This window comes from Bacillus salacetis (genome assembly GCF_003581585.1).
Taxonomy (GTDB): Bacteria; Bacillota; Bacilli; order Bacillales; family Bacillaceae_B; genus Rossellomorea; species Rossellomorea salacetis.
On record NZ_QXIR01000016.1, the window covers coordinates 93,741 to 106,009 of the forward strand.

Genomic DNA, 12,269 nt, shown 5'->3' on the forward strand with positions numbered 1-12,269 from the left:
TTTGAAAAGGCTGTTTTCGCATATATGGGTGCTTTCGGAAAAATCCCAGATGCCGGATTTTTCCCCTGTATTCAGAGGTTCTTCTCTCGAAAAAGAACGAGCAGCTCTTTTCTTTCCTGCTCACAGGGGTTTTTCCGGTGATTTACCAGGATATTGTTTGAAATTTATATTGAATAGCAACAAAGTTTACGAAAAGAGCCTTTGGAAAACTCTAATGCGGCGGGGTTTGCCGCCTATATATCAGCTGCTCAGAAAGAGGAAGTGAATTCATTTTGATTACTCAAACCCGATTTTTCAGGGATACCTGGGTGGAAATCAATCTTGATCATCTATACAAAAATGTTCAAAATATTAAACAGCATTTGCCGAAGGACGTTACCATGTTTGCGGTAGTGAAGGCAAATGCATATGGCCATGGCGATGTCCAGACTGCCCGCACGGCGCTCGAAGCCGGAGCCGGCGGACTGGCTGTTGCATTCCTGGATGAAGCCATTTCGCTCAGGGAAAATGGGATCGATGCGCCGATTCTGGTGCTGGGAGCTACGAGGGCAGAAGATGCTTTTCTTGCTATGGACCATGATATCTCGCTTACTGTATTCGATTATGGTTGGCTTGAAAGCGCAAAGGGATTCCTTCAGCAGAAAAGTGGAAAGTTGAACCTCCATATTAAATGTGACACAGGGATGGGGCGTATCGGAATCAGGAACTCAGCCGATCTGCAAAAGGTGGAGGCGTTCATTAGAAATGAAGATAAGTTCCTCCTGGAAGGGATCTTTACTCACTTTGCCACGGCAGATGAACTGGATACGGAGTATTTTGATAAGCAATTATCGGCATTTGAAGAAATGTTATCTGCATTATCCGAACGTCCGAGATATATTCACAGCTCCAATAGTGCAGCGACACTCTCACATCCTGAGTCCCATTTCAATGCGGTAAGGGCAGGAATTGCGATGTACGGGCTTTCGCCTTCGCTGGAAATGAAGAGTGTTCTTCCGTTCCAGCTGGAACAGGCCTTCTCCCTTCACTCCAGGCTGGTCCAGGTGAAGGAGCTAGAGGCAGGGGAAAAGGTAAGTTATGGGGCGACTTACGAAACGAAAAAGGATGAATGGATTGGCACATTGCCGATTGGCTATGCCGACGGCTGGCTAAGGAGGCTGCAGGGCCAGGAAGTCCTGGTGGAAGGAAAACGGGCCCCGATTGTCGGCAGGATCTGCATGGATCAATGCATGATCAGCCTTCCGGGTGAAATTGCACCGGGCGCGAAGGTAACATTGATCGGAAGCCAGGGGGATGATTTCATTTCAATGGATGAAATTGCCGGGAAGCTGGATACCATCAACTATGAGATCCCGTGCATCATCTCCAACAGGGTGCCGCGGATTTATATAAAGGCCGGGGAACCGGTTGAAGTATCCAATCAGCTGCTTGCTACAAGTGGATTTTATAAAAAATGAATCGCGGCTGCCGCACATCGGGCTGGGAGATATTAAGGCTTCTTCAATAATGGGAAATTTACATGCCTTAGGTAAAAGATGCATAATTCTCCAGTGGATAGGCCGATAATAGAGAATGATTTCATTTTAGCCTTTTATCTTGCGGCAATTGATGGTATGATAGGTATGGTAGTAAACGAAACGGTATATAGTGATTGGTGGAGGTGTGGTTTGTGTCTGAATCCAGCACAACAACAGAAATCTTAATTCGCTTACCGCAACAGCTCGTTACAGAACTTGACGGCTTTGCAGAACAAGAAAACGTAAATCGCAATGAGTATATCTATCGTGCGACTAAGATGTATCTTCGGGAACGTAAGAAGCGCCAAATCCGTGAAACAATGAGACGTGGATATATGGAAATGGCAAAGATCAATCTTGCTATCGCTTCTGAAGCCATTCAGGCGGAATATGAGGCAGAGCATACAGTCGAACGTTTAGTGAGTGGAGGCTAATCCTTTGATTGTCAAGCGTGGTGACGTCTATTTTGCGGACCTTTCCCCGGTAGTCGGATCCGAGCAGGGAGGCGTAAGGCCTGTTCTTGTTATTCAGAACGATATCGGCAATCGGTTCAGTCCCACAGTGATCGTGGCTGCCATCACAGCCCAGATTCAAAAAGCAAAACTGCCTACTCATGTTGAGATTGATGCAAAGCGTTATGGCTTTGAAAGAGATTCCGTTATCTTGCTCGAACAGATTCGAACCATCGATAAACAGCGTTTAACGGATAAGATTACGCATTTAGATGATGAAATGATGGAAAAAGTGGATGATGCCCTGCAGATCAGCGTAGGACTCATACAATTTTGACAAAAGAACGCTCTCTGGTTTGGAGTGTTCTTTTTTTATATGTACAAAGGATAGACTGAAAAGTTCAGCGGTGTTTAAATGCTTGCTGGGCTTTTTTGTTTATAATTTTATCTTTTCGGCCTTTGCAAGCGGTTGGATAAAGCAGCCTTTCAGGTGTATAGTGGAGAATATATGACAAATAATCAAATAATACTTATAATATAAAGGAGATTAGGGGAAATCCAATCATTCAATTGAAAAATTCTGTTTTTTCCTGGTGTGTTTGTCAGGGGTGGTATGTTACCATTTCCGGAGTGCTATCATATATTTTTTACTTATTTTAAATCGAAGTTACAACTGGCACCTCTAAGAGGGAACAGAAAATCTTTATGATAATATGGGGAGGACTAGATGTTTAACGACCTTATAGGAACAATCAAGGAAAATAAAACAGAGTTTGTCTCAAGATGGATGGAAATAATGAAGGATGAGTCAGATGATATTGTCACTGAAGTCGTATCCGATCAAATATTTACGAAAACCAGCCATGAGTTCGTTGATCTGCTTGTCTCGAATCTGGAAGACTCCAAGGAGTATTCCGCGAGACTTGATGATTTTGCCGAGAGGGTGGTCCGGCTCGGCTGGCCGCTGACATTTGTTACATCTGGGCTCCGTATGTTTGGCCGGATTGTTTATGACAATCTGACTGAAGCAGGCAAGATCAATGATGAAAATCATAAGCAGGCAGTGGAGGACTTTGATAAGTGGCTTTCACCTATGTACAACGAAATTGTACAGGCTTATGCGAAAACCTGGGAAAAAACAGTTTCCCTGCAAAAGATTGCCCTTCAGGAACTATCTGCTCCATTGATTCCGGTGTTTGAGAAAATTTCTGTCATGCCGCTTGTCGGCACGATCGATACCGAACGTGCAAGGCTGATTATGGAGAATCTGCTGACAGGGGTTGTGAAGCACCGTGCCGAAGTCGTGCTGATTGATATTACCGGGGTACCGGTGGTGGATACAATGGTGGCCCACCATATCATACAGGCATCAGAGGCTGTCCGGCTCGTCGGTGCCCAATGCATGCTTGTGGGGATCCGGCCGGAAATTGCGCAGACGATCGTCAATCTCGGAATCGACCTGAACCAATTCAGCACAAACAGTACTTTAAGAAAAGGTATTGAAAAAGCCTTGGAAATGACTAATAGAAAAATTGTTTCAACGGAGGGAACAGTGTGAGAATACCAATATTAAAGCTGCATGACTGTCTGTTAATATCCATTCAATGGGAATTGGATGACCAAACCGCACTTCAATTCCAGGAAGACCTGCTTCATAAGATTCATGAGACGAGCGCCAAGGGCGTGGTGATCGATATTACTTCCATCGACTTCATTGACTCTTTCATTGCAAAGGTGCTTGGCGACGTAATCAATATGTCCAGGCTGATGGGGGCGAAAGTCGTCATTACAGGGATACAGCCGGCTGTTGCCATTACACTTATCGAGCTTGGCATTCATCTGGATGATGTATTGACAGCCTTGGATCTAGAAAAAGGTTTGGAGAAATTACAACAGGAATTGGGGGACTAGTGAATGGAAATCCAATCCTGCGTTAAGATTACTAATGAGTGGGATATCGTTGCAGCCCGACAGCTGGGTCGTAATGTAGCGAAGGATTTGGGATTTGGCACAGTCGACCAAGCCCGGATAACCACTGCAATCTCTGAACTGGCAAGAAATATATACCTATATGCCGGACAGGGCCAGATATGTATTGAGAAATTAAGCGAGAACGGAAAGAACGGTGTCCGTATCATCGCTTTGGATGAAGGGCCTGGAATTAAGGACATCCGAAAAGTGATGGAAGACGGATTTTCAACTTCAGGAGGACTGGGTGCCGGACTGCCGGGTGTAAAGCGGTTGATGGATGAATTCAATGTGGAATCTACCCCGGGAGAAGGTACTGATATAAGAGCTACAAAGTGGCTCCGCTAGGGGGAGTGACATGGACTTTAGAGAATTGATGGATGTCAAATATAAAGAAATCATCGAGAACTATCTGAAGGAGCAGGATGAACAGGCGCTGTATCTGGGCCAGAAGTTCAGCCGCAAATCGATAGAACATAATATATCCCCGGAAGAAATCATCAGTCTCCATAAGAGCATCATGCTTGAAATGGAGCCGGGATTATCTGAGAGAGTGCTTGATTCTTTTGATATTTTACTAGAAGTCATGATAGGGTATGGATTTGCTTATCGTGAACACCAAAGCCTGCGTTCGAAACAGCAGGAACTGAATAATGAAATCGAAATCGCTTCGAATATGCAGCAGACCCTGCTCGGTACAACGATACCTGAGATCGATGCGCTGGATATCGGGGCGATCAGCGTACCTGCCAAAAGGATGAATGGCGATTACCATCACTTTGTCCAGGATGACAATGATTATATAAGTGTGGCCATTGCCGATGTAATCGGTAAAGGGATACCTGCGGCACTTTGCATGTCCATGATTAAATATGCGATGGACAGCCTTCCTGAGCACCGCCATTATCCAAGTGCCGTTTTGGAAAGCCTCAATAGAGTAGTAGAAATGAACGTTGATCCAAGCATGTTCATAACCATGTTTTATGGTATGTATGATCCATATAAACATAACTTCTATTATTCTTCAGCCGGGCATGAACCTGGCTTTTTTTATAACTACAAAAGCGGCGAGTTTGAAGACCTTGATGCGAAGGGTCTCCTGCTGGGAGTAGATAAAAGGGCGAAGTACAGACAGTATGAACGTCAAGTCAACGTTGGCGATTTGATCATCCTTCTTTCTGACGGCGTCACAGAGTGCAGGACAGAAGAAGGGTTCATCGAAAGGGAGGACCTGATTGGATTCATAGAAAAGTATATCCATCTTCCAGCCCCGGAGATTGTGACCAATGTATATAAAGAGCTGGAAAGGCTCCAGCATTTTCAGCTCAGGGATGACTTCACCCTCATCATATTGAAAAGAATTTGTTGATCATGTTTATTATCCGGAAGTTAGGGTAAACAAATATAGCGATGGATTTATAGAAGAGGTGAAAATTGATGAATTTGACGATAGATTTGAACGAAAATGATAAAGTGATCGATGTAAAAGTGAACGGAGAAATAGATGCCTATACGGCTCCTAAATTGAAAGATGCCCTTTCTTCTTCAGCTGAAGAAGAAAATGTGGTAATGAATGTTGATTTATCCGAGGTTTCCTATATGGACAGTACAGGCTTAGGGGTTTTTGTTGGCTTATTCAAGACCATTAATGCAAATGGCGGCCAGCTTTATTTAAATGGTTTGTCAGAACGCTTAAAACGCCTGTTTGAGATTACAGGACTTGGGGATATTATGAATATTAATTCCGAGGTAAAAGGTGGCGTAGAATAATGCAAGATTTTGACTACATCGAGATGAAAATCCCTGCTAAGCCAGAATTCGTGGGGGTAATCCGGCTGACTCTTTCCGGCATCGCCAGCAGAATGGGTTTTACCTATGATGCTATCGAAGATTTGAAGATAGCAGCAAGTGAAGCCATCACCAATGCGGTACAGCATGCTTATAAGGATGATACCGGAGAGATTACAGTCGGATTCGCTTTATATGAAGAACGGTTGGAAGTAATGGTAGCGGATAATGGTGAGAGCTTTGATTTCAAGAAGACACGTGAAGAAGTTGGTCCATACGATGCTGAAAACTCTGTGGAATTCCTCAGGGAAGGCGGCCTTGGGCTGTACCTTATTGAAAGCTTGATGGATGAAGTGAAGGTCCATCACCAAGAAGGTGTAACAGTCTTCATGACTAAGTTCCTAGAAGGAGAGCAGGTGGAGAAGGATGCCGAGACTATCTCAACCTAACCAGACAAAAGAAAAAGTAAAAGAATGGATAAAAGCATATCAAGAAGAAAATGACGAGGAAGCGCAGAGTAATCTGGTCCTCCATTATGAAAATCTTGTAATATCCATAGCACGCAAATATTCAAAGGGGAAATCCTTTCATGAGGATATTGTGCAGGTCGGTATGATTGGTTTGTTAGGTGCCATCCGCCGCTACGATGATTCTTTTGGAAAGACTTTTGAAGCTTTTGCGATCCCAACAATCGTGGGTGAGATCAAGCGATTCCTCCGTGATAAGACCTGGAGTGTACACGTGCCACGAAGAATCAAAGAGTTAGGGCCCAAAATCAAATCGACGGTTGAAGAGCTGACCAATACATTGGAACGTTCACCAAAAGTTGAAGAGATTGCGGATTATCTTGAAGTGACTGAAGAAGAAGTCCTGGAAGCAATGGAGATGGGAAAAAGTTATCAGGCTTTGTCTGTGGACCATTCCATCGAAGCTGATTCCGAGGGCAGCACAGTTACGCTTCTAGATATCGTCGGAAGTGTCGACGAAGGATACGAGAGGATTAATCAGAAACTCGTCCTTGAGAAAGTGCTCCATGTTTTATCAGAGAGAGAAAGGCTTATTATTCAATATACATATTTGGATAATCTCAGCCAAAAGGACGCCGGAGAAAAGTTGGGGATTTCACAGATGCATGTTTCCAGACTTCAAAGGCGGGCGATCAAAAAGCTGAAGGAAGCTATAGAGGCAGAAATGAGAAATTCGGAGAGTTATCCTGAATGACTCATTTAGTCCAAGATCAGATTGAGGTTTATGCTAAGCAAGTTGCAAAAGGGAAGAACCCGTATTGTGGAGACAGTTTCTTTTTTACATCCACTGATGATTACTTTATCTGTATACTGGCGGACGGCTTGGGCAGCGGAGAGTTTGCATACGAATCCTCCAATGCTGTAGTTGAGCTGGTAGAAAAGCATCACCATGAGGATGTTTCAACCCTGATAGATTACTGTAATCAGGAATTGATGCATAAAAGAGGCGCAGCTGTTGCTATCATGAAGGCTTATTATGGCAGCAATGAATTCGAATACAGTTGTGTTGGCAATATTCGGTTCTATCTTTATTCCTCCGGAGGGAAAATGACGTACCCCCTCCCGGTAACTGGTTACCTTTCAGGCAGGCCCCAAAAATACAGGACACAAAGATTTACGTACGAACCTCAATCTAAATTCTTACTGCACTCTGATGGATTGAATATCACCAATATTAAGTCCTTGCTCCAAAATAGTAATTCCTTAAGGAAAATCAATGATGAAATCAGCTTGCGTCTGGCAGATCCAACAGACGATACGACGTTTATAGTAGGAAGCTTACTCTGAATATGAGTAGGCTTTTTCTTTTTTAGCTGCTTAATGTATTTGTATCAGGAGTCTCCAAGCTAAGATGACTAAGCAGCGGCCGTCAAGCAGGAATGAAAGAAGCGCAAACAGTATATATAACAGAGGCTATGGTAAACTTGGTATGTAAAGTAATGAATTGGAGGGATATTGCAGTGGCGTTGGTATTGGAAAAGCCTAATCTCATAGAAAAGATTTCTAAAGATCTTTCAATCAATAGTAAACAGATAAAAAGCGTAATCTCCCTGCTGGAAGAAGGAAATACGGTTCCGTTTATTGCCCGGTACCGCAAAGAACAGACCGGCGCATTGGATGAGGTGCAGATCAGGGCAGTGATGGATGCATGGAACTATGTTCAAAACCTGCATAATCGCAAGGAAGAGGTTCTTCGCCTGATTGAGGAGCAAGGGAAGCTGACTGAAGAATTAAAGAAGGAAATTGAAAAAGCGGATAAACTCCAAACAGTGGAAGACCTTTATCGTCCATATAAGCAAAAACGGAGAACCAAAGCAACAGTCGCTAAAGAAAAGGGGCTTGAACCTTTGGCGGAATGGATGTTGTCGTTTCCGACCACCGGGAGCCTGGAAGCAGAAGCGGGAAAGTACATTTCAGACGAGAATGAAGTGGATTCTGCAGAAGCAGCAATTGACGGGGCAAAGGATATTATCGCAGAAATGGTCTCTGATGATGCGAAATTCAGGGAGTGGATCAGAAATGATACTTTTAAAACGGGCACACTGATCACTTCTGTAAAAAAAGATGCAGATGATGAAAAAAATGTTTTCGAAATGTACTACGAGTATAGCGAGCCGGTAAACAAAATTGTTCCGCACCGCGTGCTGGCTGTAAACAGGGGAGAGAAGGAAGGAGTTCTGAAAGCAGCTATCGAGCCTAATGCGGATAGAATACATAACTTCCTTGTGAAGAATGTCATCAAGAAGGAATCTGTTGCATCACAAGCCATCGAACAAGCGATAGAGGACAGTTACAAAAGGTTGATTCAGCCATCCATTGAGAGGGAGATACGAAACGCTCTGACCGAAACGGCAGAGGATCGCGCCATACATATTTTCACGGAGAACTTGCGCAAGCTTCTCCTTCAGCCCCCGTTAAAAGGGAAGATGGTGCTGGGGGTGGATCCGGCCTATCGAACAGGATGTAAATTGGCGGTTGTGGATCAGACAGGGAAGGTGCTGGATATCAATGTAATCTATCCTCATCCTCCGAAAGCTAAAAGAGAAGCCGCTGCTGATCTATTTAAGAAGATGCTCCAAAAATATGATATTGAAATTGTAGCTATCGGAAATGGGACAGCCTCCAGGGAGACCGAGCAGTTTACAGTGGACAATCTTAAGGAATTGGGCAGCGACATCTCGTATATTATCGTCAATGAAGCAGGAGCCAGTGTCTATTCTGCTTCCGACATTGCAAGGGAAGAGTTTCCGGAGTTGCAGGTGGAGGAACGGAGCGCTGTCTCCATAGCACGCAGGCTTCAGGACCCGCTAGCAGAGCTTGTGAAAATAGATCCGAAATCAGTCGGGGTTGGTCAATATCAGCATGACGTATCACAGAAAAAACTGAACGATTCCCTAACCTTTGTAGTGGAAACCGTTGTGAACCAGGTAGGTGTGAACGTCAATACAGCCTCTGCATCGTTGCTGCAATATGTAGCAGGGCTATCAAAAACGGTAGCCAATAATATTGTAAAGAAAAGAGAAGAAGAGGGCAGGATCAATTCGAGAAAACAATTAAAGAAGATCCCTCGTCTCGGAGCTAAGACATATGAACAGTGCATCGGCTTCCTGAGGATCATCGATGGTGAAGAAGTGCTGGACAGAACGCCTATCCATCCTGAAAATTACGAAGAGGTCAGAAAGCTTCTTAAAAAGCTGGACTTGGACGAACGTTCTCTTGGAACGGAAGAACTGAAGAAAAGAGTGGAGAGCATCAATCTTGAAGAACTGTCAGAAGAGCTGGGCATCGGTAAACTGACGCTGAAAGATATTCTGGATGCCCTAGTGCGTCCAGGCCGCGACCCTAGGGATGAATTGTCGGCTCCGCTGCTAAAGAAGGATGTACTCAAGCTGGAAGACTTGAAGCCGGGCATGGAACTGCAGGGAACTGTCAGGAACGTAGTGGATTTTGGTGCGTTCGTGGATATAGGAGTGAAACAGGACGGCCTTGTCCATATCTCCAAACTCCGCAAAGGGTTTGTGAAACACCCTCTGGATGTAGTCTCGGTTGGAGATGTAGTGACAGTATGGGTGGAGAGCGCAGATGTGAAAAAAGGAAGAGTCGCCTTATCGATGGTGAAGGAATAGACAAAGAAGGAACACTGCTTATTATGAGCAGTGTTTTTTTCTATAGAAGTACCAGCATTGATTGAGAAGTTTGATCTGGTACCGGTCCTTTTCAAAATAAGCTTTCCGCATTTGGCTGACAAGCCAGTTAGGCATAACCAAACCTCCTTCTAATTAGATCATTAAATTAGTGAAACCGGAATAGTTCAGACATTATGAAATGGTAGCTGGGCGGATAAGCTCCAGGAGCCCTCCAGCTTTACTAAAGGCTGTTTACGCATATATTGTTTTCAGAAAAACCCCAGGTGCCGGATTTTCCCCCTGTATACCAAGGTTTTACTCTCTAAAAAGAACGAGCAGCTCTTTTCATTCCTGCTCACCGGGATATATTCGATGAATTACCAGTTTATAATTTGAAATTTATATTGAATAGCAGCAGAGTTTGCGAGAAGAGCCTTACTAAATGAGCAAAATCCAGTGTGAACTGTTATGAATAAGGATATATAGGCAGTAGAAAATCTTACTTATTTATATGCTATAATAGTTTGTCAGGTTCACCGAAAAGGAGTTGAATCCAAATGGAAAATGGAGAGCTGCAGAAGCTGGTTGAAGAAATTTCGGCAGTGAGCTTCGGCAAACAGTTCAGGCATAAAGCTTTTTTCAATAAAAGGCTCCGCACGACTGGCGGGCGGTACATGCTGCGGTCCCATAATATTGAAATCAATAGAAAATATTTAGAAGAGCATGGAGTGCAGGAGCTTATCGGCATCATAAAACATGAACTTTGCCATTACCACTTACATATAGAAGGAAAAGGATACAAGCACAGAGATAAAGATTTCCGGGATCTAATGAAAAAAGTGGATGCACCAAGACATTGCAGCCCGCTTCAATCCCAGCCAAGGAAACATCAAAGATCACTTTTGTATATATGTACAGGCTGCAGCCTTGCTTACAAAAGAAGGCGCAGAATCAATACAGAACGGTATGTCTGCGGGAAGTGCAAAGGCAGACTTACATTAGAAAAAGTAAGTTCTGAATAAGTTTGAAATATCCGTTGACAACTATTATTCAGGTGGTTATAATAATAAAAGTCGGACAACGACATTAAATATTTTTTGTTCCGCAGTAGCTCAGTGGTAGAGCTATCGGCTGTTAACCGATCGGTCGCAGGTTCGAGTCCTGCCTGCGGAGCCATTTTTTTGAGGTTGTGGAGAAGTACTCAAGTGGCTGAAGAGGCGCCCCTGCTAAGGGTGTAGGTCGTGTAAGCGGCGCGAGGGTTCAAATCCCTCCTTCTCCGCCATTGCAGAATGGCCCGTTGGTCAAGCGGTTAAGACACCGCCCTTTCACGGCGGTAACACGGGTTCGAATCCCGTACGGGTCACCATCTAAATATCTTATTTCTTACAGTAAGAAAAGATATTTTGGAACTTGTATCTGCTCCTTGCGTTAAGGAGAGATATTTTGATAAGTGATATCCAGCCCTTACATAAAGGAAGGATAGTTTGCTTGTCAGCAAAAATCCCTGGTCCGGTAGTTCAGTTGGTTAGAATGCCTGCCTGTCACGCAGGAGGTCGCGGGTTCGAGTCCCGTCCGGACCGCCATTAAATGTTTCTGAAAAAAGTGCTTGACACTAATTAATGAAACATGGTATATTATAAACCTCGCGTTTGTGAGATTTAAACGAATGATGGGCTATAGCCAAGCGGTAAGGCATCGCACTTTGACTGCGACATGCGTTGGTTCGAATCCAGCTAGCCCAGCCATCGAGAGCCATTAGCTCAGTTGGTAGAGCATCTGACTTTTAATCAGAGGGTCGAAGGTTCGAATCCTTCATGGCTCACCATTTTTTGTGGGAATAATTTAAACTATGCGGGTGTGGCGGAATTGGCAGACGCACCAGACTTAGGATCTGGCGCCGCAAGGCGTGGGGGTTCGACTCCCTTCACCCGCACTTTTATTCTTTAAAAATAATGATTGACATTTAACGCTAGAAATTATATAATAGACTTTGTCGCTTTTAACGCGGTCGTGGCGGAATGGCAGACGCGCTAGGTTGAGGGCCTAGTGGGGGCAACCCCGTGGAGGTTCGACTCCTCTCGGCCGCACCAACCAAAATTTTTGCGCCCGTAGCTCAATTGGATAGAGCGTTTGACTACGGATCAAAAGGTTAGGGGTTCGACTCCTCTCGGGCGCGCCATTTATGACTCAATCCTGTTTTGGGATGAGAGACAAAAACGGGGAGTAGCTCAGCTTGGTAGAGCACTTGGTTTGGGACCAAGGGGTCGCAGGTTCAAATCCTGTCTTCCCGACCAGTGAGCATTTGAATATGCGGGTGTAGTTTAGTGGTAAAACCTCAGCCTTCCAAGCTGATGATGAGGGTTCGATTCCCTTCACCCGCTCCATTATATA

General features: G+C 44.3%; 14 protein-coding genes and 11 tRNA genes. 24 read left to right on the forward strand and 1 reads right to left on the reverse strand.

Annotation, left to right across the window (positions count from 1 at the left end):
* Positions 1-272: 272 nt before the first annotated feature.
* From alr to D3H55_RS12850, 12 genes are all read left to right on the forward strand, one after another.
* The gene (gene alr / locus D3H55_RS12795; protein WP_119547303.1) at positions 273-1,457 is read left to right on the forward strand and encodes an alanine racemase; all 1,185 of its coding nucleotides are present in this window, start codon (positions 273-275) and stop codon (positions 1,455-1,457) included.
* Positions 1,458-1,669: 212 nt separating this feature from the next.
* The gene (locus D3H55_RS12800) at positions 1,670-1,951 is read left to right on the forward strand and encodes a CopG family ribbon-helix-helix protein (RefSeq protein ID WP_006838213.1); all 282 of its coding nucleotides are present in this window, start codon (positions 1,670-1,672) and stop codon (positions 1,949-1,951) included.
* 4 nt (positions 1,952-1,955) lie between these two features.
* Complete coding sequence (gene ndoA, locus D3H55_RS12805) at positions 1,956-2,306, forward strand: type II toxin-antitoxin system endoribonuclease NdoA (protein WP_006838214.1); 351 nt, start codon at positions 1,956-1,958, stop codon at positions 2,304-2,306.
* Between the two features lie 390 nt (positions 2,307-2,696).
* Positions 2,697-3,527 (forward strand): RsbT co-antagonist protein RsbRA, encoded by an 831-nt coding sequence (gene rsbRA, locus D3H55_RS12810; RefSeq protein WP_119547304.1) that lies wholly within the window; start codon positions 2,697-2,699, stop codon positions 3,525-3,527.
* A complete protein-coding gene (locus D3H55_RS12815) occupies positions 3,524-3,880 on the forward strand; it encodes an STAS domain-containing protein (protein WP_119547305.1) in 357 nt (118 codons plus the stop codon). The genes rsbRA and D3H55_RS12815 overlap by 4 nt, the downstream gene beginning before the upstream one ends.
* Before the next feature lie 3 nt (positions 3,881-3,883).
* Positions 3,884-4,285, forward strand: coding sequence for an anti-sigma regulatory factor (locus D3H55_RS12820; RefSeq protein WP_119547306.1), 402 nt, complete (start codon positions 3,884-3,886; stop codon positions 4,283-4,285).
* 10 nt (positions 4,286-4,295) lie between these two features.
* The gene (locus D3H55_RS12825; RefSeq protein WP_119547307.1) at positions 4,296-5,306 is read left to right on the forward strand and encodes a PP2C family protein-serine/threonine phosphatase; all 1,011 of its coding nucleotides are present in this window, start codon (positions 4,296-4,298) and stop codon (positions 5,304-5,306) included.
* A gap of 68 nt (positions 5,307-5,374) precedes the next feature.
* On the forward strand, positions 5,375-5,707 hold the full coding sequence (locus D3H55_RS12830) for an anti-sigma factor antagonist (protein ID WP_119547308.1): 333 nt from the start codon (positions 5,375-5,377) through the stop codon (positions 5,705-5,707).
* On the forward strand, positions 5,707-6,174 hold the full coding sequence (gene rsbW, locus D3H55_RS12835; protein ID WP_276310237.1) for an anti-sigma B factor RsbW: 468 nt from the start codon (positions 5,707-5,709) through the stop codon (positions 6,172-6,174). The genes D3H55_RS12830 and rsbW overlap by 1 nt, the downstream gene beginning before the upstream one ends.
* Positions 6,152-6,946 (forward strand): RNA polymerase sigma factor SigB, encoded by a 795-nt coding sequence (sigB, locus tag D3H55_RS12840; RefSeq protein ID WP_119547310.1) that lies wholly within the window; start codon positions 6,152-6,154, stop codon positions 6,944-6,946. Before rsbW ends, sigB begins: the two co-directional genes overlap by 23 nt.
* Positions 6,943-7,539: a PP2C family serine/threonine-protein phosphatase gene (locus tag D3H55_RS12845; RefSeq protein WP_119547311.1), complete on the forward strand. Its 597-nt coding sequence runs from the start codon at positions 6,943-6,945 to the stop codon at positions 7,537-7,539. Before sigB ends, D3H55_RS12845 begins: the two co-directional genes overlap by 4 nt.
* Before the next feature lie 152 nt (positions 7,540-7,691).
* A complete protein-coding gene (locus D3H55_RS12850; protein ID WP_205685480.1) occupies positions 7,692-9,878 on the forward strand; it encodes a Tex family protein in 2,187 nt (728 codons plus the stop codon).
* Positions 9,879-9,899: 21 nt separating this feature from the next.
* Here the strand turns inward: D3H55_RS12850 and cmpA are convergent, their stop codons facing one another.
* The gene (gene cmpA, locus D3H55_RS12855; protein WP_006838640.1) at positions 9,900-10,013 is read right to left on the reverse strand and encodes a cortex morphogenetic protein CmpA; all 114 of its coding nucleotides are present in this window, start codon (positions 10,011-10,013) and stop codon (positions 9,900-9,902) included.
* 422 nt (positions 10,014-10,435) lie between these two features.
* Between cmpA and D3H55_RS12860 the strand changes: the two genes are divergently transcribed.
* The 12 genes from D3H55_RS12860 to D3H55_RS12915 all read left to right on the forward strand — a co-directional run bounded on the left by D3H55_RS12860 (position 10,436) and on the right by D3H55_RS12915 (position 12,262).
* Positions 10,436-10,900, forward strand: coding sequence for a SprT family protein (locus tag D3H55_RS12860; RefSeq protein WP_119547312.1), 465 nt, complete (start codon positions 10,436-10,438; stop codon positions 10,898-10,900).
* 79 nt (positions 10,901-10,979) lie between these two features.
* Positions 10,980-11,054, forward strand: a tRNA-Asn gene (locus D3H55_RS12865).
* Between the two features lie 15 nt (positions 11,055-11,069).
* Positions 11,070-11,160, forward strand: a tRNA-Ser gene (locus D3H55_RS12870).
* A 9-nt stretch (positions 11,161-11,169) separates the two neighbouring features.
* Positions 11,170-11,244, forward strand: a tRNA-Glu gene (locus tag D3H55_RS12875).
* 140 nt (positions 11,245-11,384) lie between these two features.
* Positions 11,385-11,461 (forward strand) — tRNA-Asp (locus D3H55_RS12880).
* 87 nt (positions 11,462-11,548) lie between these two features.
* A tRNA-Gln gene (locus D3H55_RS12885) sits at positions 11,549-11,623 on the forward strand.
* A gap of 4 nt (positions 11,624-11,627) precedes the next feature.
* Positions 11,628-11,703 (forward strand) — tRNA-Lys (locus D3H55_RS12890).
* A 26-nt stretch (positions 11,704-11,729) separates the two neighbouring features.
* A tRNA-Leu gene (locus D3H55_RS12895) sits at positions 11,730-11,811 on the forward strand.
* A gap of 71 nt (positions 11,812-11,882) precedes the next feature.
* Positions 11,883-11,968: transfer RNA gene (locus tag D3H55_RS12900), tRNA-Leu, on the forward strand.
* 12 nt (positions 11,969-11,980) lie between these two features.
* A tRNA-Arg gene (locus tag D3H55_RS12905) sits at positions 11,981-12,057 on the forward strand.
* Between the two features lie 38 nt (positions 12,058-12,095).
* Positions 12,096-12,172 (forward strand) — tRNA-Pro (locus tag D3H55_RS12910).
* A gap of 16 nt (positions 12,173-12,188) precedes the next feature.
* A tRNA-Gly gene (locus D3H55_RS12915) sits at positions 12,189-12,262 on the forward strand.
* The last annotated feature ends 7 nt before the right edge of the window (positions 12,263-12,269 follow it).